At 55.8% G+C, this 26763-nt stretch carries 26 protein-coding genes; 9 read left to right on the forward strand and 17 right to left on the reverse strand.

Annotated elements, in window-relative coordinates; genetic code table 11:
• Window positions 1-19: 19 nt before the first annotated feature.
• Complete coding sequence (locus KA369_19395; protein MBP7738149.1) at window positions 20-1048, forward strand: 3-deoxy-7-phosphoheptulonate synthase; 1029 nt, start codon at window positions 20-22, stop codon at window positions 1046-1048.
• Between the two features lie 257 nt (window positions 1049-1305).
• Here the strand turns inward: KA369_19395 and KA369_19400 are convergent, their stop codons facing one another.
• Window positions 1306-1929 carry a nucleoside monophosphate kinase gene (locus KA369_19400; GenBank protein MBP7738150.1) on the reverse strand — a complete coding sequence of 208 codons (624 nt, stop codon included), beginning with the start codon at window positions 1927-1929 and terminating at the stop codon, window positions 1306-1308.
• Window positions 1930-1935: 6 nt separating this feature from the next.
• Window positions 1936-2637: a toxin-antitoxin system YwqK family antitoxin gene (locus tag KA369_19405; GenBank protein MBP7738151.1), complete on the reverse strand. Its 702-nt coding sequence runs from the start codon at window positions 2635-2637 to the stop codon at window positions 1936-1938.
• A 243-nt stretch (window positions 2638-2880) separates the two neighbouring features.
• On the opposite strand from KA369_19405, the gene flgG reads away from it, so the two are divergent.
• The 5 genes from flgG to KA369_19430 are packed head-to-tail and all read left to right on the forward strand — an operon-like array spanning window position 2881 to window position 6266.
• The gene (gene flgG, locus KA369_19410) at window positions 2881-3675 is read left to right on the forward strand and encodes a flagellar basal-body rod protein FlgG (protein MBP7738152.1); all 795 of its coding nucleotides are present in this window, start codon (window positions 2881-2883) and stop codon (window positions 3673-3675) included.
• Window positions 3675-4184 (forward strand): flagella basal body P-ring formation protein FlgA, encoded by a 510-nt coding sequence (locus KA369_19415; GenBank protein ID MBP7738153.1) that lies wholly within the window; start codon window positions 3675-3677, stop codon window positions 4182-4184. The genes flgG and KA369_19415 overlap by 1 nt, the downstream gene beginning before the upstream one ends.
• Window positions 4181-4807 (forward strand): flagellar basal body L-ring protein FlgH, encoded by a 627-nt coding sequence (locus tag KA369_19420; protein ID MBP7738154.1) that lies wholly within the window; start codon window positions 4181-4183, stop codon window positions 4805-4807. Before KA369_19415 ends, KA369_19420 begins: the two co-directional genes overlap by 4 nt.
• Before the next feature lies 1 nt (window position 4808).
• On the forward strand, window positions 4809-5831 hold the full coding sequence (locus tag KA369_19425; protein MBP7738155.1) for a flagellar basal body P-ring protein FlgI: 1023 nt from the start codon (window positions 4809-4811) through the stop codon (window positions 5829-5831).
• Window positions 5832-5834: 3 nt separating this feature from the next.
• Window positions 5835-6266 (forward strand): rod-binding protein, encoded by a 432-nt coding sequence (locus tag KA369_19430; protein MBP7738156.1) that lies wholly within the window; start codon window positions 5835-5837, stop codon window positions 6264-6266.
• A gap of 81 nt (window positions 6267-6347) precedes the next feature.
• Here the strand turns inward: KA369_19430 and KA369_19435 are convergent, their stop codons facing one another.
• Together KA369_19435 and KA369_19440 are read right to left on the reverse strand one after the other, a co-directional pair.
• Window positions 6348-6743, reverse strand: coding sequence for a hypothetical protein (locus KA369_19435; protein MBP7738157.1), 396 nt, complete (start codon window positions 6741-6743; stop codon window positions 6348-6350).
• Window positions 6744-6774: 31 nt separating this feature from the next.
• Window positions 6775-7191: a hypothetical protein gene (locus KA369_19440; GenBank protein ID MBP7738158.1), complete on the reverse strand. Its 417-nt coding sequence runs from the start codon at window positions 7189-7191 to the stop codon at window positions 6775-6777.
• Between the two features lie 491 nt (window positions 7192-7682).
• On the opposite strand from KA369_19440, the gene KA369_19445 reads away from it, so the two are divergent.
• Complete coding sequence (locus KA369_19445; protein MBP7738159.1) at window positions 7683-8681, forward strand: hypothetical protein; 999 nt, start codon at window positions 7683-7685, stop codon at window positions 8679-8681.
• 27 nt (window positions 8682-8708) lie between these two features.
• On the opposite strand, the gene KA369_19450 is transcribed toward KA369_19445, so the two are convergent.
• From KA369_19450 to KA369_19500, 11 genes are all read right to left on the reverse strand, one after another.
• Window positions 8709-9899 (reverse strand): hypothetical protein, encoded by a 1191-nt coding sequence (locus KA369_19450; GenBank protein MBP7738160.1) that lies wholly within the window; start codon window positions 9897-9899, stop codon window positions 8709-8711.
• Window positions 9900-9915: 16 nt separating this feature from the next.
• Window positions 9916-11094 (reverse strand): hypothetical protein, encoded by a 1179-nt coding sequence (locus tag KA369_19455; protein MBP7738161.1) that lies wholly within the window; start codon window positions 11092-11094, stop codon window positions 9916-9918.
• Between the two features lie 192 nt (window positions 11095-11286).
• Window positions 11287-12492 (reverse strand): hypothetical protein, encoded by a 1206-nt coding sequence (locus KA369_19460; protein ID MBP7738162.1) that lies wholly within the window; start codon window positions 12490-12492, stop codon window positions 11287-11289.
• Window positions 12493-12505: 13 nt separating this feature from the next.
• Window positions 12506-13744: a hypothetical protein gene (locus tag KA369_19465; GenBank protein MBP7738163.1), complete on the reverse strand. Its 1239-nt coding sequence runs from the start codon at window positions 13742-13744 to the stop codon at window positions 12506-12508.
• Window positions 13745-13808: 64 nt separating this feature from the next.
• Window positions 13809-14870 carry a hypothetical protein gene (locus tag KA369_19470; protein ID MBP7738164.1) on the reverse strand — a complete coding sequence of 354 codons (1062 nt, stop codon included), beginning with the start codon at window positions 14868-14870 and terminating at the stop codon, window positions 13809-13811.
• Window positions 14867-16000 carry a DegT/DnrJ/EryC1/StrS family aminotransferase gene (locus KA369_19475; GenBank protein MBP7738165.1) on the reverse strand — a complete coding sequence of 378 codons (1134 nt, stop codon included), beginning with the start codon at window positions 15998-16000 and terminating at the stop codon, window positions 14867-14869. The genes KA369_19470 and KA369_19475 overlap by 4 nt, the downstream gene beginning before the upstream one ends.
• 32 nt (window positions 16001-16032) lie before the next feature.
• Window positions 16033-17118: a CapA family protein gene (locus KA369_19480; protein ID MBP7738166.1), complete on the reverse strand. Its 1086-nt coding sequence runs from the start codon at window positions 17116-17118 to the stop codon at window positions 16033-16035.
• Window positions 17118-18167 (reverse strand): flippase-like domain-containing protein, encoded by a 1050-nt coding sequence (locus KA369_19485; GenBank protein MBP7738167.1) that lies wholly within the window; start codon window positions 18165-18167, stop codon window positions 17118-17120. Before KA369_19485 ends, KA369_19480 begins: the two co-directional genes overlap by 1 nt.
• A gap of 22 nt (window positions 18168-18189) precedes the next feature.
• The gene (locus KA369_19490; protein MBP7738168.1) at window positions 18190-19728 is read right to left on the reverse strand and encodes a hypothetical protein; all 1539 of its coding nucleotides are present in this window, start codon (window positions 19726-19728) and stop codon (window positions 18190-18192) included.
• A gap of 54 nt (window positions 19729-19782) precedes the next feature.
• On the reverse strand, window positions 19783-21102 hold the full coding sequence (locus KA369_19495; protein ID MBP7738169.1) for a phenylacetate--CoA ligase family protein: 1320 nt from the start codon (window positions 21100-21102) through the stop codon (window positions 19783-19785).
• Between the two features lie 667 nt (window positions 21103-21769).
• Window positions 21770-21991: a hypothetical protein gene (locus KA369_19500; protein MBP7738170.1), complete on the reverse strand. Its 222-nt coding sequence runs from the start codon at window positions 21989-21991 to the stop codon at window positions 21770-21772.
• Window positions 21992-22306: 315 nt separating this feature from the next.
• On the opposite strand from KA369_19500, the gene KA369_19505 reads away from it, so the two are divergent.
• Complete coding sequence (locus KA369_19505) at window positions 22307-23680, forward strand: N-acetylmuramoyl-L-alanine amidase (protein MBP7738171.1); 1374 nt, start codon at window positions 22307-22309, stop codon at window positions 23678-23680.
• A 148-nt stretch (window positions 23681-23828) separates the two neighbouring features.
• Here the strand turns inward: KA369_19505 and KA369_19510 are convergent, their stop codons facing one another.
• Window positions 23829-24410 (reverse strand): DinB family protein, encoded by a 582-nt coding sequence (locus tag KA369_19510; protein ID MBP7738172.1) that lies wholly within the window; start codon window positions 24408-24410, stop codon window positions 23829-23831.
• Entirely contained in the window at window positions 24407-25066 is a 660-nt protein-coding gene (locus tag KA369_19515; protein ID MBP7738173.1) for a DUF1508 domain-containing protein, read from the reverse strand. The genes KA369_19510 and KA369_19515 overlap by 4 nt, the downstream gene beginning before the upstream one ends.
• 280 nt (window positions 25067-25346) lie before the next feature.
• Here KA369_19515 and KA369_19520 point away from each other — a divergent pair, with 280 nt between their 5' ends.
• Complete coding sequence (locus KA369_19520) at window positions 25347-26744, forward strand: DNA recombination protein RmuC (GenBank protein MBP7738174.1); 1398 nt, start codon at window positions 25347-25349, stop codon at window positions 26742-26744.
• Window positions 26745-26763 lie beyond the last annotated feature (19 nt).

Raw genomic sequence — 26763 nt, forward strand, 5'->3', positions numbered from 1 at the left:
TTTACAAGGAGGAAACAAGATGAGTCTGAATTACATTCGAAAGTATCCGTCGCCCGGTGAGATCCTGGAAAGCAACCCCCTTCCGGTGGACCTTCGGGACGTCAAGAAAAAGCGCGATGAAGTGATACGCGACATATTTACCGGCGGCGACAGCCGCATGCTCCTGCTGATAGGACCCTGCTCCGCCCACCACGCGGAAGCGGTGTACGAGTACGTATCCAGGCTGTCGAGGCTCCAGGAGCGCGTTAAGGAGAAGCTGGTGCTGATGCCGCGCATCTACACCAACAAGCCGCGCACCACCGGCAAGGGCTACAAGGGAATGCTTCACCAGCCGGATCACCGCGAGAAGCCGGACATGACCAAGGGCCTGCTGGCGATACGCGAAATGCACATCAAGGCCCTGTCCGTATCGCATCTGCCTGCGGCGGACGAGATGCTCTACCCGGGCAATTACCCGTACCTGGCGGATATCCTGTCTTACGTGGCCGTGGGCGCCCGCTCCGTGGAAAACCAGGAGCACCGCCTCACCGTGAGCGGCCTGGACGTCCCGGTGGGCCTGAAGAACCCCACGTCGGGGGACCTGCGTGTCATGATAGACTCGATCTACGCCGCCCAGCAGGCCCATACCTTCGTCTATAACGGATGGGAGGTCGCCACCAGCGGCAATCCCCTGGCCCACGGCGTGGTGCGCGGCTCCGTGGACCGCTACGGCAACCATTTCCCCAATTATCACTACGAGGACCTTATCGTCCTTACGGAAATGTACCTGGACCGGTCCCTGGAGAACCCGTCGATCATCATCGACGCCAACCATTCCAACTCGGGCAAAAAGTACCGGGAGCAGCCGCGCATCATCATGGAGGTGATGAGGAGCGTGAAGTATTCCGAGCTCTTGAGGAAGATGGTGAAGGGCTTCATGGTGGAGAGCTATCTCCTTGAGGGCGCCCAGGACCCGTCGGGCAACGAGTTCGGCAAGTCGATTACCGACGCGTGCCTCGGGTGGGAGGATTCGGAGCGGTTCGTGCTGGAGCTGGCGGATTTTCTGTAGGATCCTCACCCGCGCTCCGCGGGTTATATGCCCTCACCCCCCGGCCCCCTCTCCCATTAAAAAGTTAAGAAAGGAGAGGGGGAGCATTAGTATATATATTCTTACGAAAACCCTCTCCTTTTTCCCAAGCTTAATGGGAGAGGCTCCCGACAGGAGGTCGCAGTGCCGAGCGCGGCCAGGACGGCCAAAAAGCGCTCGGCGTGCCCCGGAGGGGCGGGTGAGGGCTCACAAAGGGTTGAAGTAAAAGATGATTTGGATTATCCCAGCAGCTCGACAATATCTGCGAATATCTCCTCCGCCTCCCGCTCGCCGTTTATGGTTCTGAGCAGGCCGGAGCCACGGTAAAAATCGAGGACAGGCCTTGTTTCAGTCTTGTATACGCGGATGCGGTTCAAAACCGTCTCCTCGTTGTCGTCGGCCCTGTGGAAGAGGGGGCCGCCGCAGGCGTCGCACAGGCCTTCGGCCCTGGACGGTTTTGTTTTCATATGATAGATAGCGCCGCAGGATTTGCAGGTGCGGCGGCCGGTTATGCGCGACGCGATCTCGGGCTCTGACACGTCGATGAAGAGGGCAGCGTCGACGCTGTGGGACGCGCCGAGCTTTTCGGCCTGGTACAGGGTCCGGGGAAATCCGTCCAGGATAAATCCATCGGGGCAGGTTTCGGCCAGGTGGTGGAGGATCACCTCGGTGATGAGCTCCGCAGGGCCGATCTCGCCCCGGTCCATGTATACCTTTATCTTTTTCCCGAATTCAGTGCCGGCGGCTACCTGGGCGCGGAGAATATCCCCTGAGGAGAGATGGGGTATACCGTAGCGTTCCTTCAGCTTCAGCGCCTGGGTCCCCTTGCCCGAGCCGGGCGGCCCTATGAGTACCAGTTTCATTATAGATTAGTCGAAGTTCTTCTCTGATACCTTGCCGGTCTTGTCGAAGAATGACCACTTGCCGGTCTTCCGGTCGTTGGTGTAGTTGCCCCGCGACTCAAGCATCCCTTCCTGGTTGAAATGGTCCCAGAGGCCGTTCTTCTTTCCGGCTATGTAGCGGCCCATGGCCTCGCGCTTGCCGTTGACATAGAAGATCGTTGACATGCCGTCGCGCAGGCCATTCTGGTAATAGGCGTTCTCCCTGGTGTTGCCGTTGTCATAATACTCGAAGGACTTGCCGGATCTTTTTCCTTCTTTAAAAAAGGCCTCGATCTTGCCGATACCCGATTCATAGAAGGACATATACCTGCCGTGCAAAATTCCTTTTTTATATTCCGATTCCACCATCTTTTTTCCAGAGGGATAGTATTCCTTCATGGGACCGTCAAGGAGATCGTCCCTGAAGGTGACCTCCGCCATGAGGGTTTTGCCTCCGGTGCCCTGGTAAAATAATTTCCACGGACCGTTCTTTTTATTTCCGACAACCGGCCCCTCCGCCATCAATGATTTATCGGGCCAGAAGGCCCTGTATGTTTTGCCGGCGGTACCGGCTATGGAAATGCTCTTCGCCAGGTCCGGGGTCTCGCGCTTGATGATCTGTTCCGTCCCGGCGCATCCGAGGATAAGGGCGAGGCAGCATGATAGTGCGGTCAGTACCTTCTGTGTCATAATACGGTGTCTCCTGAGTGATTTTTCATAGACATTGCGTCAATTACGAATATCTTTGCTATCCGCCATCGGCAAAAATAGCGGGTTTTAATATAAAAATCGTATTTTTCGGGAGTTTTTTGTCCGAAAATAAAAAGAGAGTTTGATTGGGCTATCATTATTAAGAAACAGATAAAGTCAAATGTTTTTTTGACGATGGTCCCGTCAGTAATTGTGTACAATACATAACAGAGGTGAGCTATCATGATGAGATCATTGTGGACCGCGGCGTCAGGCATGGTGGGACAGCAATTCCATATCGACACCATTTCCAACAACCTTGCCAACGTTAACACCACCGGCTTCAAGAAGATGAGGGCGGAGTTCGAGGACCTCATCTACCAGACCCTCCTCATGGCGGGTACGCCGGCCACTGAAGTGTCTGAAGTGCCCACGGGGATCCAGGTGGGCCACGGCGTGAAGGTCGCGGCCACGCAGAAGATGTTCTCCCAGGGAAGCCTCCAGAGCACGGAAAACAAGCTCGACCTCGCCCTCGAGGGAGAGGGCTTTTTCAAGATACAGCTCTACGACGGGACCTTTGCCTACTCGCGCGACGGATCCTTCAAGATAGATTCGAACCGCCAGGTGGTTACCTCCAACGGGTATCTCCTGGAGCCGCCCCTGGTGCTCCCGGAAAATTTTATCACCGAGAGCCTGGCCATCAGCCAGACCGGCAAGGTGACTGTGAAGGTGATCGGCGAGGAAGATCCGGTCGAAGTGGGACAGATGGAGCTTTACCGGTTCATCAACCCGGCCGGCCTCCAGAGCATCGGCGGCAACCTGTTCAAGACCACGCCGGCCTCCGGCGAGGAGATCGCCGGCATGCCTGGCATCGACGGCATGGCCAAAACACACCAGGGGTTCCTGGAAATGTCCAACGTCAAGATCGTGGAGGAGATGGTCAACATGATCGTGGCGCAGCGCGCCTACGAGGTTAACTCCAAGGCCATCCAGACCTCCGATTCGATGCTCGGCACCGCCATAGGATTGAAGAGGTAATGAGGGTCTTCCTTTCAGTACTTATTCTGCTGCTGGCCTCAACGGCATCCTGGGCTGAAGTGAGCATGTACCTCTTCCCACAGGTCGAGCGCGGCAGGAACCCCCTCGTTCTATCGGACCTGGGGACGATCGAGGGAGACACGGCAACGGCCGGGATCGGATCGATCGTCATTGAAGACAGCGTATTCGCGGACGGATATATCGACCGGAAAGAGATAATCGACCTGATTAGGGCCCACGCCGACGGGCGCGTCAACATATACGGGAGCGGCGTGAGGGTCCATGTGAGCGAGGTCCCCGATACCGGTACCGGCGACGAGCGTCGCATCGTGGTGCGCAAGGGAAGCGCGGTGAGGTTCCAGGTCGTAAACTCGATAGTCCGCGTGGGGCAGATGGGAACGGCGCTGCAGGACGGCGCCATCGGCGACGAGATACCGGTAAAGCTGAAGGGCTCGGCGGTTTCCCGCGGCAGGGTAGTAAGTGAACGGGTGGTTGAGCTGGTCCTATGAAAAAGGCATTGATCGCATATATCGTCATCGTGCTCTTCGGGTGCATACTGAACGCCAAGAGCATATGGCAGGACAAAAATCCCTACACCTCCGAGGGCGACCTCAAGGCGGGCACCGTGGTTGTCGTCAACGTGTACGACGTGTCGGACATGAAATTCTCCTTATCCATGAGCGACAAGAGCAATTCCATCGTTTCGTCGAACCCGGACATGACCATAACCGGTTTCCTGCCGAAGGTTGCGGCGCAGAAAAAGGTCACCAACGACGACCTCACGCAGTTCACGGCCAAGGGGAAGATGGCCTTTTCCGTGGCGACGCGTGTCCTGAACAAGGTGGGCACCATGCTCAACGTGGCCGGGAGCCGCACCTATACCATGAACGGAGTGACCAATATCATCACCGTGACCGGTCTCGTGGACCCGGCCATGATGAAGGGACGCACCGTTGATTCAAGCAGCGTGGCCGATTTCACCCTGGAGATCCGGGGCATCAAGCAGGGAATAAACATCCAGCGCCCCGCGCTGAAAAAGGATGAGACCGCCAACGCCACCCTCACCGAACAGGAAAAGCAGACCATCATCATAGATTATTTGAAGAAAATGCTGGGAGAACTGACGCGATAATATGGCAGGCAGGATCGGCGCACTAGTCATTCTGATGTTCCTGGCCGCGGTCTCGGCCCACGCCGAGGTATCGGTCAAGATCAAGGACCTATCCTTCATAGACGGTCTGAAGGAGAACCAGGTCTACGGTTACGGCCTGGTCGTGGGGCTGCAGGGCACCGGCGACACGAAGAAGTCGCCCCTCACCAAGTCGTCCCTGAAGAACCTTTTAAAGAACCTCGGTATGGAAGGCGACGATATCACCTCGGCCAACACGGCCGCGGTCCTGGTCACCGCCAAGCTCCCGGCCTTCGTGCGCATCGGGGACCGGATCGACGTGACCGTGTCGTCCATCGGCGACGCCAAGTCCATTGAGGGTGGCATCCTGATCCAGTCGCCCCTGAGGGGCGGCGACGGCGCCATCTACGCCGTGGCCCAGGGCACCCTCTCGGTGCCGCGGATAAAGAACGAGCGTAGGGCGGTCCGCACCGTCGCCCAGATCGACGGCGGCGCCGTGGTGGAGCGGGAAATATATCCGGAGATCGTGTACCGCGACAAGGACAACAAGGAGGACCAGGACAAGATCTTTATCGTCCTCAGGGAGTGGGACTACACGGTTGGTAACAGCATCATCAAGGCCGTGGCGAACAAGTACCCGGAATCGAAACCGGTGATGGCCAGCGGCGGAAGGATCCAGGTCTCGCTGCTGAAAGATATCAGCATTCCGGAATTCATATCCACCATAGAGAACATCGAGATAACGCCGGCGTACCGGGCACGGGTCGTGGTGAACGAGCGCGACGGCACCATCGTCACCGGCGGCGAGGTCAAGGTGTCGGCGGCCATGGTGAGCCGGGAAGGGCTCACGGTGGAGATAAAGGAGACCGGCAAGAAGGTATCGGCATCGGAATTGAAAGATACGGCGACGGTGAAAGAGCTTGTCGATTCACTGAACGCCACCGGCGCCACCACGTCCGATATCATATCCATTTTGAAAGCGCTGGAGGCTTCGGGAGCTCTCCATGCGGAACTGATTGTGAGGTAATGTATGCTGGCACAGGGAACAACGCCGCTTGCGGCTCCGCGGACCAATGACGAGGATTTCATAAAAAAACTGGTGCGGGTCCCCGCGAAAGCCGAGACGCCGGCCGGTGAAAGCGCCGGCGCATCCTTCAGCAAAGCCCTGTCAAGGGCGGTCAGGGACGGTGAAAGCGGCCATGCGCCCCTGTCCGACAAGTCCAGGAAGGCCGGCCAGGAAAAGCGCCTCTGGGACGCCTGTATAGAGATGGAATCGCTCCTCGTGGGAAAGATGCTCAAGGAGATGCGGAAGACCGTGCAGAAGAGCGGCTGGATCAACGGCGGTTCCGCTGAGGAGATCTTCGAGGACATGCTCTACGACGAGTACGCCCTGAACCTCTCGCGCAATTCCAACCTCGGCATGGCGAAGATGCTCTATAACGAGTTGAATCGGAAAATATAACGCCGCGGGAAAACCGGACGAGCCAATGCGGCGCGACGTTACATGCAGGCATGAGGGGCGATTCAATCGCCCCTTTTTGTTTTACCTGCAGGGATGGCCGTATTTTTTTATCGTCCGGGGGCAGTACCGCTCAAGCTCGGCCCCTTCCACCCGGTGCTGATACGCTTTTTTTGAGCTCCCTTCAACATGGTATTTTTCGATGACCAGGTTCTTGTCGCTATCGCACTGAACTTTATCCATTGCAATAAGGGTTCCCGCCGATTCCCTGGCCGCGTCCAGGGGCATCACCCTGCCGTTCATGGTGGCGGCCCTGTATTTTTCGGGGTCGGAGTACTCGCAGGAGGTGATCTCCTCCAGATCGTGCTCTGTCTGGCAGATGTAGAGCTTTAGGACCTGTTCCAGGGACAGGGCAGGCGCTGTCATGACCAGGAGCAGGCCCAGGTGGCAGAGTAACAGGATGATGATCAGCTTATGCATAGGCTCAGCAGTTTGTGCGATTGGATCTATCTTATTTCGTCACCAGCACATCAACATAAAGAGCAAGAGCGCCGTTTTTTGCAGTGATGACATAGTTGTCATAGAGGCTATTGTCATTCCGGATAACTATCGATGCCAGGGTTGGCCCGTAGGCGGGGTCTTCACCGTCTTTCAGGTAGAGGGCCCTGCAGCGGCTGATTGCTATGGCCCCAGATTTCTTTTTAATAAGGGAGATTATCTGTTTGCCCTTTATCCCTCCGCCCCCGAAGGGTGACTTTGACGCGGTAACGATTCCGCTGTGAGGAAACCCTTCTTTTATATCCAGGGGGTTCATATCAACCGGTATATAGCGCCATAATACCCGGATCTTTGCTTTGACGGGGATGTCAACTTCTGAATAAACACTAAAAGGATAAATGATGGAAGACGCAAATATGATAATAATCAATAAACGCGAGTGTTTCATGCATTTCCTCTTTGCCCTTGTGGATCATATAAAATTAGTCGTTTGTTATGGAGTGTCAAGGTTATTTTGTCTGATCGCAGCGCTCCTAAACCATGGAGCTCAGCTCCGGAGTTTAGGTGCGCAAAACATTATGCGATAAAATACCCCATAGCTTGCTGCGGGGTATTCTATTTTGCTCTGACCCCCCAGTCAGCTTGCTTTGACACCGGTATATTGCCGATAGTTATCGGTTCCAGAGAGCTCTAATGAGGGATTTTGCTTAAAGGTTGGCAGTTAACCCAGGCCCTCAGTTGTTTATTACTCTCACACCGCTGCATAACCGATAGTTATCGGTGGATTTATATGCTCTGACCCTCTCCTGGAACAGATGAAAAAAATAATGGCCATATAACAAAATTCTGGACATACCATGGCATTCAATGCTAGAAATCCATTGAATATAAATCATCATAAAAAACTGGAGGCCTTGGGTCATGGGTATTTTTGATAAAATGTTCAGGAAAAAGATCATCATCTGCATCCATGGTCTGGCCAATAAACCTGAGAAAAAATTGCTGGAGCAATGGTGCAAGACCTCTATCCGTGAAGGTTTTAAAACCATAGAAAAACAGGGAACCCCCTTTACCTTGAAGCTGGTGTATTGGGCTGACCTCATGTATGAAAAGCCCCAGGACCCCAACGAGACCGATAAGAAAAGCGATAGCTACTTTGACGATCCCTATGTGCCGGGGAACCCCGATGATTACAAGGATTTCAAGCCGAGCAACATGAAGCAGAAGGTGCTTGATAAAGTGGAAAAGAAGCTCGATGCCATGTATTTCAAGGAAGACAGCTTCATCAATTTTGACAAGTTCGCCAATATCATGGTTCGCCGTCTCTTCAAGGACCTGGACCTGTATTATCACAAGGATTGCCCCGTGATCAGGTACCGCGGCCTCCTCGCCCGGGACGCCATCCGGATGAGGCTCGCGGAAGTGCTGCGGAAGTATCACCGGAGAGACATCCTCCTCGTCGCCCACTCCATGGGAACCATCATTTCCTATGACGTGCTCACCCATACCACGCCGGATGTTCCCATCCATACCCTGATCACCATCGGGTCGCCCCTTGCCATGCCGCTTATCATGAAACAAATCCTGATCGAGCAGGGAAGGGATTTCAAAAAGGAGCAGAAGCCCGTTACCCCGGAGAGCATAACCACGGCCTGGTATAACTACGCTGACCTCGATGACCCCGTGGCGATCATTTACAAGATCGGCGATGATTACCGCCCCAATTCACGGGGCGTGTCCCCGAAGGACACGATCATCTACAATAACTATGAAATTGACGGCGACCGGTCACCGCACAAGCTCTACGGCTACCTCCGGGCTCCCGAAGTGGCCCGCGCCATCTACAATTTCTGCACTTCGGGAAGGTCGCCTTTCTTCATGTCGGTGAGTCAGAAGATACGGGGGATTTTCGGGAAATAGCCGGACCGGCTGTTTCACCTATCGTCATTATTCCCGTACCAGGCCCCGGGCCAGGGCGTCGACGCTCCTTTCAAGGCGGCCCCCCGTGGCCATGACTGAGGGGGCCGTGACTATGATCTCGACGGTGTCGCCGTAGCCCGACAGCACGACCGAATAGGGGTAGAGCTCTGCCCCCGGGGGGATGGCCCAGAAGGCCGTCGCCAGGAAACCGCCGCCGGAAAAATCCGGCAGCTCCTTCTTCCCAAGATTGGAGATGAGCGCCGACGCGTTGTATAATCCCCGCCTGTGATTGCCGATGATCCTCCTCCTGGCCAGGGACCGGATGAGGCGGAGCGGCATGTACCGCATCAATTCGTCTCCACGGTAGAGCATCCCGTCGCGGCGGTCCTTCAGCTGCTCCCTGATATCGTTGTCGATATCGATAGAGGTTTCTTTGGGGTCGACGTCGACGTATATGAAATTGGTCAGGTTGCTGGTCGATCTGAGGCCGCTCTGGCGGGGCCGCAGGTCCACGGGGATGCCGATGCGCACCGGCCCCGCTCCATGGGCCCGGGCCTCCCGCGCGATCAGCATCGCCACCTGGGCGACGATCCTCCGGTAGGCGCCCCGTACCCTGACCCTCCGCCAGCGGGTGTCCCGCTCATTGCCGTCGGCGGTGCCGGTCGGCGCTATATACCGTGGCGGCGACGCGGAGCGGTCCCGGTCCTGGAAGCTGCGCGCCAGCTCCTGCTCCACGACACTGCATTCCGATCCGACGAGGGGGTCCCCCCTGAGGGCTCGGAAGACATCCTCCGCCAGGGTCTGGGTGCCCCGGCCGTCCATGACCGCGTGGTGGGTGCGGAATACCACCCGGAGCGGATCGCCCTTGATCAAGAGGATCTCGCAGGCATGGCCGGCCCCTCTCCACGGAGAGAGGGGGGACCTGAGGAAACCGGCATTGTCCGAATCCATGCCGGACCAGCCCCTTCCGTCTATCTCCCTGACCAGGGGAGGTTCTCCTGAATCAATCCATCGGGCCCCGTTGAGGAATCCCTCAAGTCTCAGGCGGCACCCCGGGTTCGATTCCGCAGCCTTTTCCACCGCCGAACGCCAGAGGGGGAGATCCAATACGCCGCTGCCTTCCCAGAAATACTGGTTCGCGAAGGGAGGGTATAACTCGCCGAGAACGAGATAGGCCCGTTCGGTGGATGATAGTTTTCGGATGCGGTCTCTGGCCATGTCGGGAATTGTAAGATTAATGTAATGACGCGATGATCCTGTCCAGCAGTCCGTCGATGCGGTTGCGGGTGGCCAGGCGCCTTGGCAGGGAAAGGACCAGCTCCACGACGTCATCATAGCCCCCGACGCCGATAAAAAACGGCACGTAGTCGTTCACCGGGGGGATGCCCCAGAAGGCCGTTGCCGTGAACCCGCCGCCCCGGTAGTGCTGCAGCTTCAGTCTTCCCACGTTCGAGATCAGGCCCGACAGGCTGTAAATGCTGTTCCTGTGGCGCTCCTCTATGATTTTTTTGGCGACCCTCCCCAGCAGCCACATCGGCACGTACCGGGCCATGTCGTCGCCCCGTGAGAGCATGCCTTCCCGCTTTTCCTGGAGCTGGCGGGAAATGTCCTCGGAGATCGATTCCGCGGTCGAGTCTTTCCTGATCTCGATGTATATCGCGTAGGTCAGGTTGGCCGTGGATACCAGGCCGGGCATGCGGGGCCGCATGTCCACCGGTATCCCGAGCCTGACCACGCCGTCGGAATGGCTCCAGGCCTCCCGCGCTATCTGCAGCGCCACCTGGCCCATCAGGTTGTGAAACTTTCCCCGGACGCGGATGCGGCGTGTTATCATGCCGTTTTCGGTGCCTTCGGCCCTGCCGGTCGGTGCGATATGCTCTGTGGGATAGGGCTTTCTCATCTCCTTCTGGAAGCTCCGCGCCAGCTCGGTGTCGGTGACGGTTGACCTCGATCCGACGCAGGGCTCTCCCCGCAGCGCCCGGAAAATGTCGTTGGCCCAGACAAAGGTGCCCATGCCGTCCATGAGGGCGTGGTGCGTCCGGAAGATGACACGGAGCGGGTCTCCGTCGGCCAGGACGACTTCGCAGGTCGGGCCCTGCCAGGGCGAAAGTGGCTTGGTGAAATAGGGGACCGTTTCCGCCTTGTCCCATTCCCATTTACCCCTGGGCGCCTCGATGACCGGCGGCATGATGCCGGTATCGACCCAGCGACAGGTGTTCAGCACGCCTTTCAATATCATGCGGCTCCCCGGGTTGGCCTCTGAAGCTGTTTCGACGGCGGAGCGCCAGCGCTCCACATCGAAGGCGCCCTGTCCCTCAAAGATGAACTGGTTGGCCAGTGGAGGATAGAGCCGGTCCGCTACCACGAAGATGCGCTCATTGAACGAAAGCTTTCTGGTGTAACGTTTTTGCATATAGGATTGCTCCCCCCGCTCCCCCCGCAGAAGAGGGGCTATTCACGACGGCAGTAGATCGCAGCGCGCGTTAATCCCGGAGCTCCGCTCAGGGGGTGAGAGCACGCTGTACATTATGCGACTAACTACCCGAAGCTTGCTGCGGGGTAGTTTATAAAGGTCAAAAAACCGGCTGTCAAGCCTTAATTAACGTCAATGCGTTGTCCCGATCCCCGCCGCTATCCTCTCCAGTGATTTTTCCAGCCTGCCGCCGGTAGCCATGGCGCGGGGCATGATGAGTAGCAGCTCGATACGGTCGTTCATTCCTGAAAGGGTCATGCTGAAGGGGAGTATGGGAGCGCATACGGGTACGCAGTAAAAGGTGCGGGCCCAGAAATCAGCGCAGGAATAGGCGGGGCTTTCCATGCGGCCCAGGTTGGATACGAAGCCTGAGAAGCGAAAATGGCCTGACCTCTGGTTCCGCGTTCCCTCGCTCCTGATGGCCCTGGCAAGGAGCCTCACCGGCACATGGCTTATGATGAGGTCTTCCCAGGTGATTTCCCCGTCAGCCCTTAGCGACAGTCTCCGGTCGATATCTTCCGCTATGGAGTCTGCCGTTGATTCTTTATCGATATCGATATATATCGCGTTGGTAAGGTTCCCCGTCGACCGGAGCCCTTCCAGCCGCCGGCGCAGGTCCGTGGGAACGCCGATCCTGACCCTGCCGTCGCCGTGGCGCCACGCTTCCAGCGCCGTGAGGAGCATCACCCGCGAGAGGAGACGGGGATGCCTGCCCGTCAGGGTCGCCCGCTTCCAGACAAGATCATAATCCTCGCCGTCGGATTTTCCCGTCGGCGCAATATACTGGTGGGGCAGGGGCTTCTGTCTTTTTCCCTTGCCAAAGTTCAGGAGATCGTTTTCTGTCATGGCGCATTCCGAGCCCAGGGGCTCCTCGCCGCGGAGGACCCTGAACACGTCCTCCGCCCAGGTCATGGTGCCGCGGCCGTCCATGACCGCGTGGTGGCTCCTGAAGGCGACACGGGCCGGGTTGCCGCGCAGGAGCAGGACCTCGGCCGTGGGACCCCTGCGGGGATCGAATCCCTGCTTGAGGAAGGGAGCCCCGGCGGAACCGAGGCCGTCCCAGGAAGAGCCGTCTGCCTCGCGGACCGGGGGGGTGATCCCCGAGTCGACCCACCTGATGAAGCCCAGGTGGCCCTTCAGCAGAAGACGGGCCCCGGGGTTCGCCTCGGAGGCCCTGCGAACGGCGTACCTCCATTTTTCCGGATTGAGATCTCCCTGGCCTTCCACGATGACCTGGTTCGCGAAGGGCGGCGTAACCATATCTGCGGCGACCCACAGCCGCGAGGCTATGGAGAGCGGCCTGGTCGCGGGCTGGCCATGTTCCCGGCGTTGGTTCATTGCTAGTCCCCTGTCAGAACCGGTATGCGGCGATGGTCTCTGAGGGCGTCAGTCGTGATATGATGCGGTCCATGGCGCTTTCAAGGCGGCCCCCCGTGGCCAGGACCCGCGGAGCCGCGTACACCAGCTCAACCGCCTCATCGGTCCCGTAGAGCCAGAGCAGCAGGGGGAGATATGAAAAATAGGGCGGAATCGCGAATATCGACCTGCATTCGAAGCCGCCGCCGGAGAAATGCTTCGAGCTGAGCCTTCCGGCGTTGCTTATGATCCCGGACAGGCTGTAGAGGCCCCTGCTGTGATTGTCGGTGGTCCTTCTCGATCCTTCCTGGCCGAGGATGCTGATCGGTATATACCGGTAAATGAAATCCCACCGGTCGATCATGCAATCGCGCTTTTCACGGAGCTGCCAGGCTATGTCCCAGCCTATTTCATCGATGGTGGTTTCCGGCCGAACGTCTATATAAATGCCGATGGAAAGGTTGCCGGTGGAACGCAGGCCCTGCACGCGGGACCTGAGGTCGATGGGGACCGCAAACCGCACGTTCCCCTGGCCGTGACTGCGGGCCTCCTGCGCCGCGTGATACGCCACCTGGGGCAGCAGCTGGCGAAAATGCCCCGGGATTGTTTTCCGGCCCCACACGATTCCCGGTTCGTTCCCCTTGGCCTTACCCGTGAGAGAGAGATTATCATGGGGAAAGGGCTTGCGGAAATTGTTCTGGAATGACCGCGCAACGTCCCAATCGGTGGCGCTGGAATAGGAGCCGAGGAGGGGCTTGCCCTGGAGTGCCCGGAATATTTCCTCCGCCCAGAACATGATCCCACGGGTGTCCATGACCGCGTGGTGGGCCCGGAACGCGATCCGAACGGGGTCGCCATGGATCACGAGGACCTCGCAGGTGGGGCCCTCCGTGACGTTGAAGGACCTTTCGAGAAAAGGAGCGTTGTCGGAACAGTACCCGGACCATGAACCGCCGTCGACTTCGCGCACCGGCGGGGCGATTTCAGAATCGATCCACCGGCATGAATTAAGCCTACCCCTGAGCCTCAGGCGGCTTCCGGGGTTCGCGGCGCTGGCGAGCTCAACCGCCTTTCGCCATTCGCCGATATCGACAGCGCCGCCGCCCTCGCATATCATCTGCAGCGCGAAGGGTGAGCTTATCATGTCGGCCGCGAGCCACAGCCGTTCATTGACCGATAGCATGCGGGAATAGGGCTTGTCCCACGTGTTCTGTGTCCTGGCGCTTACGTTCATCTTATAGTTCCTCTGCTCGATAACATGTTGAATGCTGCTGTCTCGTCCAGTCCTGCCGAGTCCACTACTGCTCGAAAACCGTCCGAAGGGTAACCGCCGCCGTGTCGGCGTTCCGCCTGTCGCTCATGCGCCGGTCGATCCCATTGGCGTCGCATCCGGCATTGTGGATCCTGCGATCGGCCGTGCGCCGTTCGATGGCTGACGCATCGAAGAACTTGCCGTCGATGAGCCGGATCCTGGTCAATTCAGGCCTCGTCTCAAGGTTCTTCTTGTTCCTGAGGAATCCTATTTTTTTATGAAACAGCGTTTTAAATCCGAAGAAGGCCAGGGCTATGGCCCGGATGACAAAATTCGCGAGATGCATATTGGTGACTACCATGAAGGCCCAGGCATCGCCGCGCCTGGTGTGCTCGAAATCGGACGGCATCAGATCCTTCACTTCATCGAGAAACTGGAATTTCTTGTTGTTCCAGTCGAGTTGCTGCGACCCGGGGAAGAGGTTTTTCACGCAGAAGGGGTAATCCCTGTCGACAAGCTCGAAATTGTTCTTTACCAGGTAGGCGCGATGGACATTGATAAGGTCATCCGAAGGCTTGAAGGAATTGTCCAGGAAGTTCGTGATATATTTGTTTTTATAATAGTTGTTAACGACCCGGGGGTTGCTGGAGATCGACACGAGGACGCCTTTTTTTACGGCGCTGTCCAGTTCTATTATCCTAAGGAACCACCAGAGGGTGGTTGTGACGATGTTGCGGGCGATGTTGTTCCCCTGGTATGCCCTGAGGACCATCGCTTCGTCGATTGTATAGAAACAGTATTCGTTGATCAGGAGGAGTGAAACCAGGTTGAAGCCGACGATGCGGCCGTTCTTCTCGGCGTACACCAGGATGTCGCTCTTCTTGATGTAGTTGAAAAAATCTTCCTGCGCCTTCCAGGTGTCGCTTTCCACCGCCTCGCACTCGCTGATGATATCCTCGAGAATCGAGTAATCCGCGTACTTGAGGTCGACTACGTAGTAGTTGAATCCCTTGTGCTCATGGATGAAATTGTCCCGGCAGGTCACGGGCACCTGAATCTTTTTTTCCTCTTCGACTGTCCTGGCAATAGCTTCTTGTACGAGTTTCATATGATCCCCCTTTTTTTTGTGCATGGTGGTTGTTTCATATTCTTTTTATGCAAATCACCCCGATGTATCAGGTGAACTGGTCCGTTCTTCCGCCTGGGAAGGAACAGGTATACGGCCCGTGAGAATATCCTGTAATTGCCGTAGAGGTAATCCGCCCGGGGAAATGCGCCGGGTCTGTTGCTGTTGCGCCATGTCCTGAAGGAGAGCAGCCTGTATAATCTCCGCCTCCCCACCGGGATTCCCGTAAGATAGAAGGGCTTTGTGTCGGGGTCCTTCTGGTGCGGCCTGTACTGTTGGAGGTCGGTGGCGGCTTCCGCGCGTTCCAGGTACTTCGCCTTGTTGTCGCGGTACGCAATGAAGAGCCGCTCGATCTGCCGCAGGGTGATGCGGCACCCGATTTCGGTGGGAAAATACCCGGATGCCTCGATGGATATGCCGTAGGAGCCTTTGTAGATAATGGCGTTGATGGCGTCGTTCAGCTTCATGAGGATGAGAGCTATCGGCGAGAATGTGCTCTCCCACCAGGAGCCGACCAGGCGGACGAATATCTCGATGAAAAAAGCAGGCGAATATGGGCGCCGGCTCCCGGATTCTCTCTGCAGCATCGCCATCCGCGCGTACAGCGCGGAATTGTTGGTGCCGATCGCCCCGCCCTCGAAATTGACCGTCTTTTTCGTGAAGCTCAAGACGGCCGCATCGCCGTATGTGCCGAGGGCCTTGCCCCTGTAGGTCGAGAAGGGCCCGTGGGCCAGGTCCTCAATGACAAAGAGGCCGTTATTTTTGGCCAGGGCGCAGATTGCGTCTATTCTCGCCGCCATCCCGTAGGTGTGCACGACATAGATGGCCTTTGTCCTTTCCGTGATCGCCGCCTTTATCTTTTCCGGGTCGATGTTTATGCCGTTCTCTTCCGCGTCGACCGGGACCGGCACGAGGCCGGCTGCCGCGATGGTGTGCCTGATGACCGGACAGGTGAAGGCCGGGATGATGATCTCGTCCGGGCCGCTCCATTGCAGGGCCTTCAAGAGCAGAATGAGGCCGTTCCGGGCGTACCCGGTAAGAATATAGTGGCGGAGCGGAATCAGCTCGGCCAGTTTCTCCCGGAGCGTTTCCGCGGCCGATATCTTTTTCATGGCCCTTTCGGCCCTATGGCTTTCCATGTATATCACTGTATCACCGGCTGATAATTGCTGTTGATCTGGACATATTTGCGGTTTACGCTTGAGATTTTTTTATCATTGACCAGGACCTCGAGAATCATTCCCTTTTTAGCGGCCGTGTCGGTCGCGTCGCTGACAAGGTTCCCCAGCGAAAATGCGATATACCCTTTCATGTACTTCATGACCGGCTGTATCGCCTGGGGATGGTGGCCGACGACAAGGTGGGCCCCCTGGTCGATGCAATAATGGGCCCTGTGGTCCTGGGTCAGGTTCGGGAGGGTCTTCCCCTTCGTGCCCATGTGAAGCGATACGATGACGATATCAGCCTGTTTCTTCGCGCTGATAATGGCGGGTCCGGCATATTTATAGTAGAACCACGCCACGCCCGTTTGACTCTCCTGCGCTATGATCGAGGTTTCGCTGATCGAGCTGTCGTAGTAGAAGGCGAGAAAGGCGAATTTCGTTCCATTTACTTCGATTATTTTCGGGGCATAGGCCTCGCTGAGTGTGCCGCCGCCGGCGTAGGCTACCCCGGCGCCGGTGAGGTTCGACAGGCTGTCCTTCAATCCGGTCCTGCCGTAGTCAAGGGCGTGATCATTGGCGACCGATACGACATCGATCCCGGCGTAGGTCAACCCGCTGACTGCCGATGGGTCGGCCCGCAGCGCGGAGCTGCCGGACGATTTACCGGTATCGCTGATAATGCTTTCAAGGTTCAAGAAGGCCAGGTCGGCGCTTTTTAGATAATCGGCCACGTAAAGAAATGGATACTGGTAATTGCCGCTCCCGACGCCGGCGACGGCGGTCCCGACATTGCCTGCCAGGTTCGTATCACCGGCGAACACGAGGGTGATGGTATCCGGGGTGGTTGTTCCGGAGCTCGATGTGGAACTCGTGCTGGAGCTTGAGCTCGAGCCGGTGTCGGTGCCGTCCCCGGGGATAATGGTGCCATACCCTTCGTTGTTGGTATTATTGGTCGAGCTTTGCTTCAGGTACGTCGTGATGATGTCTTCCGTCCCGGCATTCTTGCATCCGAAAGCCAGGATTGAAAGGACGCATGCGGTTATGGAAAAAAACCAGATTTTTTTCATTAGACTTCTCCTCGTAACAAGCTTGCTTTGTATTTACTCGATACTCTTGAAGTGATGATTCCGTAATAACAGGCCCCGATGATCCCCCTGAATATGATGATCGAGACCGAATAGGTCAGGCTGAAGGCGAGTATCTGCGCCGGCGATCCGTAATTGTTGAAGAGCAGAAGCATCGCCGCCTGGGACGTGCCGAGACCGAAGGCGGAGATGGGGATGCTGATCACGAGCAGGATGACCGGGACAAAGGCGACCAGCTCGGCCAGGGGAATGTCCATGTTGAAGGCCCTGACCGCGACGTAAAAAAACAGGATGAAGGTGGAATAAAAAGCGCACCGGTAGAGGGTGCACATCAGGTACGCCTTGAACGGGCTGTCGATAAACACTTTCCACACCACGCTCTGCTTGATCTTTTTCATGAAGGATCTGTCGGGAAGCAGCTTCATGACAATGATGGTGATGATGGCGAGGGCCAGGAAGATCGTGGCGGTCAGGGCGATGTTCCAGAGCTGGGCAGACAGGTTCCCGGCCGCCGAGGCCATGAGGCATCCGGCAATTGCCATTATCAGCAGGGTTATGTGCGTGATATAGTTCAGGAAGAGCATGGCCCCGGTCCCCTGGGTGATTGGCACATTCTTGTATTTCTTCAGATAATACACGATGCTGCCCATGCCGAGGGTGTAATCTATGATCATCAGCAGGTACGACGATCCCCGGATTATCACGCTGTCCCGGAAGGGAATGGCGCTTCCGGTGTGCCTCAGGAGGGAGTTGAGGTTCTGGGAGTCGGCGAGAAAATTGACCAGGATGAAGACCGTCAGCGCGGGCAGGTAGAGCGCCACGTCGCTGTGCGCCAGGGCGTTCATCAGCGGCGTGAGCTCGATGCGCCACACCAGGTACGCAACGATGGCCACGCCGACCAGCCAGGGGGCCATCCTCTTCGCGATGTGCATCCCTGATCTGCCGGGGGAGCCGGCGCCGGGCGCAGGGGTAATTCCCGCCGGGCTTTCCGCCGGTCTGTTGTCATGGTTGAATTTCAATGCCGGTATCATGGGCGCGGTTTCCCGGTGAACCCTATTTCCACAACTTGTACAGCAGGAACAGGTTGATTGTCGTGTCGGTGTCGTCCATGGTGCTTGCCGGCAATTCGGAAGCCACCGAGGCCAGGCCGTCTTTTTGAAATCCGCCCCTTGTATAGCCGTCCCACGCGGAGCTCCAGGGCTTGGCGAAGGTCCAGGCATAGGTTTCCGGAGCTCCTTCGTTGTAATTGCTGTACACGTAGGCTGCGCAATAGTTGGAAAAGTCGCTCAGGTTTTTCGCAGTAAGATACGAGGGATTGGCGGCCATGTCGGCCAGCATCTCCTCGTTTTTCAGGAAAAGGTTCTGCTCGATGGGGGCGGTCCAGTCCTGTATTTCCGTAAGCTGGGTCTTGTTCATGGTTTTATCATCCATTCCCAACAGGGCGTCCCCGTTGTTGGAGTCGTATAAGAGATAATCATAGATCTCGCGCCGGTTGGCCGCTCTGGAGAGCATGCAGGCGTCCATCAGGTCATACTTGTTGCCGTCGAGGTCTATGTCGTCGATCCACGCGAGCCAGGAGACTTCCCCGGCGTATACGTAGTAGGGAATGAACACGCTGGTGGAGGGCTCGCCCAGGGCGCACCAGAAGGTTGTATAGCGGGGGTCTTTGCCGGAGGGAACGCCGTCAACCACCATGGCGAGACGCGTCGCCGCCCTGCTGATGCAGTAGGTGGTGCTGTAATTCGTCTCGTCCACGTTGGTGATCGTATTGCCGTAGCCGTCGAGCTGCTGGCCGTTGACATCCTTGGCGACCAGGGTCATGCAGTTCCGGTAGTTGAGCCTTCCCTCCGATACCAGTTCCGTCATGATGTCCTGGGCCCTCCAGCGGCGCTCTTCGCCGTAGTTATAGGGAATGTAGCTGTTCGCGTTGGCCCTGTTGACAAAGCCGATGAAATTATTCCCCTGGCCGGCCCTTTTCGTGAAGGTGTAAGAGCCGTTGTATTCCGTGACCTGGCCGGTGTTGGCGTCGTACTTGCGGTACATGACCGGCCGGAACATGCCGAAGAGACTGCCGGTGTAGCATTCGTAGAGGGCGGCGCCGCCCTTGGCGTCGATGGCGACGAAATTACCGCTTATGATTTTGCCGAAATGCTCCTTCTTGAAGCGCTTCAACAGGGCGTCCATGTCATCAAGGGTGGCGCACTCCTGGAGGGCGTGCCGTATCAGGTCCGTATTGATATTAAATAGCTCGTGGATGGGGTTGAGCTCTTCGTATACGGACGTGCAGGATATGGCAAAACCCGCCTGGTTAACCCCACCCGACGGGTTGACCGGGGTCCCGTTGTTCAGCTCCGCGATATCGTCAAATCCGATGACCATGATGTAAGCGCCCGCCCTTGACGTTACCGCGTTGAAGTATTTGATCTCCTGGTGCCAGCTGGCGGAACAGTCCCTGTTTTTCCAGATGAATGGCCTTCCCGTGGATGAGACCCGGGCCGACACGACGGCCACGTCGCAGGGAAGGGCGTCGGTATAGAAAAGTCCCAGCAATAATGCCGCCAATGTTATTGAAATCATTCTTGATTTGAACATTATTATTCTGTCCTCCGTTTAACATGGATCAATCATATGTGCCAGATCGGCCCCTTACACGGCTGATGTCAGGACCCGCTGCCTGTCTTTGCCGGTCACCCATGATTCAATGGCCTTGCGCTTGATGCCGTTGCTCATGGAAATTTTTTCTACGTATTCAACGTTGATCGTGACCGGTTCCACGAAAATCTCATTGAGGCTGTCTATCAGCTCCTGGAACCGGCGCTCGTTGTATTCCCTGCCCCTGACGAGCTCGATGACGATATAGCCCCTGTCTTTCTGAATGATCTTGAATTCCTCCATCAGGTGGAGGTATTTCTTGATGTACTTCGTGAAGGTGTTCAATATTTTCAGTGACGAGACATACCTTCCGCTCGGCAATACAAAGGAGTCATCGGCCCTCCCGTCAAAGGACTCGAGAAGGGGATAGCCGAGGCCGCAGGAACAGCTGTTCGCGGCATACCGGCCGATATCGCCTATGCGGTACCGGATAAAGGGCATGGCGTCGCACCGCGAGGTCGTAAGGACGATTTCGCCCTCTTCGCCGGGCTTCACGGCATTGCCGTTTTTATCGAGAAATTCGACCCAGACATTGTCGATGAAGAGATGGTAATTGCCATGGCGGCACTGGGACGATATCATCCATGTTTCCTCGGTGGAGTATTCGTCGTAGACCGGGCATCCGAACACCGTGGAGATGAAGTCCCGCTGGTCTTTCGTAGAAAGCTCGGAGTTGATGCCTATGAATTTCGGCCTGATGTGCTTGAGGTCGTCGGGCGTCACCTTCTGGGCTATCTCGAAGACCAGGGACGCGTAACCGAGGAGCAGGTCCGGCTTCGTCTTTCGCAGCATCGCTATCTGCTCGTCGGCGGGGATGGTGGACGGAATATGGTTGGTGCGGAAAAAAGGTCCGAACCGGGGATACTTGATGGCGGTGTACTTGATGTATGTCATCCTGTGCCAGGGGCGGTAGCCGATCATGGTGTACATGCGGAGGCCCGTGGCAATGTAAAAGGCGTAGGCCCTCAGGTCGAAAACGAAGGGTAGGGACCTACCGGTGGACCCGGTGGTGGCGGAATAATGGCAGTCTTCAATGTCGAATTTTTTTGAAACGATCCCCCGGGGGAATTGCTCGCGGATTTCGTCCTTGGTGATAAAGGGCAGCCTGGGCAGATCATCCAGGGTCTTGATGTCGTTTATGTCAACGCCGCATTGATCGTAGAGTTGCTTATAATAAGGCACGTTTTTGTAGGCCTTCCGGACCATGGAGATGATCCTTCTCTCGGTTCGCTTGCGGAGCCTTTCCCCTGAACAATGGTTGTTCCAGTGTACCTCAATGACGGCGATGGCAAGGTATAATAGGTATCGTATCATTGTTAAATTCTATATCCGTAACCATAGAGATTCTTGTGAATCTTCATTATTATTAAATTGAAACACCAAACCGTCTGGCCGGTACAAATATTCACCATGAACATTATAAATTTTTTAAATATCATTTACCAGTTTAGTTCTTAAAAATTGAAATTGAGGAGCTGAAATTTTATAAAATATATATAATATTAATTTATTAATGTCTCGCCATAGTCTGATATATCAAAAATTGTCCAATTGATTAATAATTGCTATAAAATTGGTTTTTGACCAATTTTATAAAATGTCATATTTATAAAAAGACAGAAATGGATTAATCTGATTCTGGCGATAATTTATCTAACAGTTTCCTGAAAAACTCCAATGCGAACACTTCATTGGGTGGTCAGGGCATCAGATATTATGACCGATAGTTATCGGTATAAAAATTTTATTGATCGTTATTAAAAAAATATGCATTTATAGATTGTATACGAGAGGGTGATGGTAACATAGGGGGCAGAGTAAAATCAGTTAAAATTTCTCTAGAATGATCATTATCCTCACTAACTGAATATAGAATTGATGCCTGGAGATACTTTTGACGCACAATCCAAGTGAATCGTCATCTATGCCGATTTCCTTTCATGCATTTACACATTTATTATATTAAAGAAGATCGTATTTACTACTTTTGCCTATTGCGGATTTTACTCCAAAGGCGGGGCAGATAAGCGCCCACCAGGATCATTACCAGGCCCACGATTGTCAGGAACGTAACATATTCGATTTCCTGGTATGTTTTAATTCTAGTCCTGATGCCAACATCGACGATGCTGAGGTACCAGCCCGCAACCATCAGGCAAAAGCCTATCAAATTCGGCACTATGACATTCAATATTTTATCCATCATTGAATACTCCATCCGCGGATGATTACAGCCTCTATGGAAAGGCCGCTGTTGAAATATGTCTTCGTTTAATATTTATAGCAAGTAGATTTTAATGAGACCATAAAAAAGTGCATTTGACTTGTTATATAACTACTTATGAATACAGCTATTTGCCTCCGCCGCCTACGGCGGCGGAGGCAAATAGCGCTGATTATTAAGTTATATAACAAGTCTATCGTATTCGATCCATGGTTTATCAATATTCTCTTGATCATTAATTAAATGATTTGCTGTGATAGTGATTGCTGATATAGTGTCGCCATGATTGAAAATATGCTGATTATATACATGAAAAAATTCGGCATCCCCGCATGTTTGATCGCCCTGCTCATCGCGACAGGGTGCGATACGATACGGGGGCGCGTCTCTATCCTGGTGGGAGACGATTCCCTCAGGGGATATTTTTCCGTTGATTCGGACTCAGTGGCCATGTACGCGTCTCCGGAGGACAAGCGTTCGGGCAAAGCGGAATGCAGGGTCTATGAAAAGGAATATGACGTTTTCATCAAGTTATTCCGGATTCTCGATGATTCTGTGATCCGCGACGTGTACCGGGCCAAGGGCGGCGAGCCCTTCAGCGATGAGTTCGCGGCCATGATCCGGTCCATCCCGGAGGACCGGTTTCGATACAGGCCTGGATCTTCCCGGCCCCTGGCGGGCCTCCGGATCGCCGTCGATCCGGGCCACAACGCCGGTTCCATGGAGGAGGCCATCCGCGAGAGCAAGTACATGTGGATCTTCGACCATGACGGCCGCCGCCTCAAGTTCCATGAATCGAGGCTCAACCTGGCGACGGCCCTGGAGCTGAAGGAGCTCCTGGAAAAGGACGGCGCGGAGGTGATGCTCACCAGGAGCGCCAACAGGCAGGTGTACCCGGTCCCCTTTGACTCCTGGGCGCGGCGCGATTTCCGCCGCGCGGTGCTGGAGAAGCAGCGGCATAAGTTCATCACCGACAGGGAGGCGGCCATACTCCTCACCCATGCCAATGACAAGCGGCGCCTCAAATTCTTCAACAGCGAATATGATATGCCGTACCGGGCAAAGCTCATCAATGCCTTCAGGCCCGATATCACGGTGCTGGTGCACTATGATGCGTGGGGCTGCTACGGTGGCTACCGCGAGAAATATGCCCGCGTCCTGGACATCTTAAGAAAGAACTACGGCTCCCGTGGCGCAATGATGACGGATTACAACGAGGTGCTGAAATCCACGGCGGTGTCGGATCGCAATTTCTCAACGGTCTTCGTGCCCGGCTGCTTCCTCGGCGGCGAGCTTGAGAACATGGAGTCCCGTATCGAGTTTCTCCGCCTCGTCATCTCTCCCGACCTGAAGGATTCGATCCGCTACTCCGCCTATGTGATGGAAAACTTTTCAAAGATGCTGGACCTGCCCCCTGCCGATATGCCACTTCCCGGCGGTAAGAAAGTCGGCTTCTGTCAAAAAGGCGTGTATGCGCGCAATTTCAGGATGACCCGGCTGGTCCATGGCCCTCTCTGCCTGGGAGAGCCGCTCCAGCAGAATAACCTGAAGGAGGCCCGTGATCTTGCGCGGATCAGCGAGGGGAAGGTGCCTGGGCGGGTCAGGACAGTGGCCCGGGCATACTATAAGGCGATACGGACCTACGCTGCGAGGCATATTAATGACTAATATAGGTGCGGGGAACCGCTCCCGCTCACCCGCCAAAATAGTACGTCCTGTACTATGGCGGGCGGGAGCATCCTGCTCCCTGTGAGCGTGAGCGGCTCCCCGCACCTGAGAGTTACTCGGGAATGGTCCACCTGATGAACCTCCCTCGCTAAATTTCCTTATATTCCTTTTCTATCTCTTTCATCTGTTGAACGTGCCGCCTTATATGTTTTAAAAGAAAATAAATATACTGGTACACATCAAGTTTCCCCAGGGAATGGACCGACATGTGGGTCTTGCACAGGACGCCTTCGCCGTTTTTCAGCATCCTGAGGTGATCCATAAGCCTTGATTTCTGGCTCATCAGCTCTTCCTGTATCTGCGCCGGTGTTGATTTCCCGGCCGGCGCCATGTGGTCCGGACATTTCCACCGGAAGGAATTGTTGACGCCGATATCCTCAAGAAGGGGACTTGTGAGCTCGTAATGATCCAGCTCCCGGGCGATGGAGGCGCCGTCAGCCCTGCGGAGGGCCTTGCGCGCTCCCTTGTCTATGAGAAGCAGGAGGTAGCGGTTGACCAGGGAGACGTGCTCCAGTATCAGGCCGATGGTCCATTCCTCTGCTGGGGAATGGTAGTCCCGCACAGTTTCATCAAGAGAAAACCAGCGTTCCAGCTCCGTAAAGGCCGTGTTCATCTCCCCTGTCAGCGTTCCGATGATTGTCCCCGGATCGGGGGAGGAGATGCCGTTCATTTTCTCTTCTTTTTATTACCGGGCGCTTTTTTTAGCGGCAATGGTATTCCTTTTTCAGAGGCGATTGTTGTCGGGGTTTTCCCGTTTTTATTCGCTATACTCGTTTTTGCCCCGGCGCGCAGGAGCGCCCTCGCGGTCTTATCCTTGCCGTGAAGCAGCGCCTTGTGAAGAGGCGTGTTTCCCTTTGAGTCCCTGGCGTCGAGTTTCGCCCCTGCCTTGATGAGAAACTGCGCGATAGCGTCATGGCCTTCCTCGCTTGCCTCATGGAGGGGGGTCTCGCCGCCGGTATCGGCGCAGTTGACTTTGGCGCCGCGCCTGACCATGAGTTTCACCAGGTCCAGGTTTCCCGATTCAGCAGCCTCGAGAAGGGCCGGTTCTCCCTCGGAATCAAAGGCGTTGGGATTGGCGCCCCGGCCGAGGGCCTTTTTAGCCCCTGCCAGGTCGCCCTTATCGCAGGCTTTCAGCAGATCCCTGTCGGGGTCCAGCTCGATAATGCCCGCCTTGGCGGCATTGGCCTTTACAGAATTGATCCCGTTGAGGCAGCCCTGTTTGGACGAATATCCTTCGCTCACCACAAGAACCTCGCCGTTGGCCGCCCTGAGGCGGAACCTGAATTCTCCTTTTTTATCCCTGTATAATTCAAAATTTGACGGCATCGAATCCTCCTTGTTGTGACTGTTATCGAAAATAATCCTTTTACATTGTAATTATAGCAAATAAAATAGAAATCAAGCATTAATAGTATTTAATTACATCCATCGGCAGGATTAAAAAAAATCTCCCATGACACCATCTGTCATGGGTCTTCTGGTATATTGCACAATAATGCTTTTTTTGTTCAGGCGGAGATGTATTTTTTTATGTCGTATCATATTTTTATTGAATTAATATCCCGCTGATATTCGTATACATCTATACAATCCCGGAGGATATTGAATGAACGCTGTGACGATTCTGCTTGTCCTGTCAGCTGCCGCCCTTGGCCTGCTCCTGGTCAATACCTACCTGTCGTACAAGGCATCGAAGGCAAGCAATGACAACCTGCTGGGCCAGTTCCAGGCGGCCCTTGATTATTTCGAGAAAACCATGAAAGGGACTGAAACATCCCTGAAAAGCGAGATCTCCCAGAACAGGCTTGAATCGGGAAAGAGCTCCAAGGAGGCGAGGGAGGAGCTGATGAACGCCTTCAGGGTTTTCAGCGACACCCTGGTCAGGCGGATGGCCGACGCCTTCGGCAGCAACCGGGACATGCTCGACTCCTTTTCCAAGCAGCTGGTGAACCTCACCGAGACCAACGACAAGAAGATGGATCTGATGCGGCGCACCATCGAGGATCGCATCAAGCATCTTCAGGATGAGAACACTAAGAAGCTCGACCAGATGCGGATGACAGTGGACGAGAAGCTCCAGTCCACGCTGGAGAAGAGGCTCGGCGAGTCCTTCAAGCTTGTGAGCGACCGCCTCGAAATGGTCCACAAGGGCCTCGGCGAGATGCAGACCCTGGCGGCAAGCGTGGGCGATCTGAAGAACGTCCTTACCAGGGTCAAGCCACGCGGCATCTGGGGCGAGATCCAGCTCGGGATTCTCCTGGAGCAGGTCCTGGCGCCGGAGCAGTACGCGGAGAACGTGGCCACCAAGAAGCGGAGCGGCGACAGGGTGGAGTTTGCCATCAGGCTGCCGGGGAGGAGCGGCGACCGGGACGATACGGTCTGGCTCCCCATCGACGCGAAGTTTCCCCAGGAGGACTACCAGCGCCTCGTGGAGGCCCAGGAACGAGCCAACGCCGCCCTGGCCGATGAAGCGGCGAAGCGCCTGGAGACCGTGATCAAGACCGAGGCGAAGACCATCCGGGAAAAGTACATCGACCCGCCGGAGACGACCGATTTCGCCATCATGTATCTTCCCACGGAGGGGCTCTACGCCGAGATCATCCGCAGGGCGGGCCTCTGCGAATTTCTGCAGAGGGAGTGCCGGGTCGTCGTCGCCGGTCCTACCACGCTGGCTGCGCTCCTGAACAGCCTCCAGATGGGCTTCCGCACCCTGGCCATTGAAAAGCGCTCCAGCGAGGTGTGGAAGCTCCTGGGCGCCATCAAGACCGAGTTCGGCAGGTTCGGCGTCCTCCTCGACAAGGCAAAGAAGAAGATCGACGAGGCGGGGAATACCATCGGCGACGCGTCCCGGAAGTCCCATACCATCGAGAAAAAGCTGAAGAAGGTGGAGGAGCTTCCCGCGGCCGACGCTGCGGATATGATAGAGTTCGATGAGGAGATCGACGATGAAGGCGAGGAGCGGGAATCGGGCGACACGGAGGAGGCGCGAACCCCGAAAAATTGAGGCGGCTATGACCGCGGAG

This window comes from Spirochaetota bacterium (assembly GCA_017999915.1).
Taxonomy (GTDB): domain Bacteria; phylum Spirochaetota; class UBA4802; order UBA4802; family UBA5550; genus RBG-16-49-21.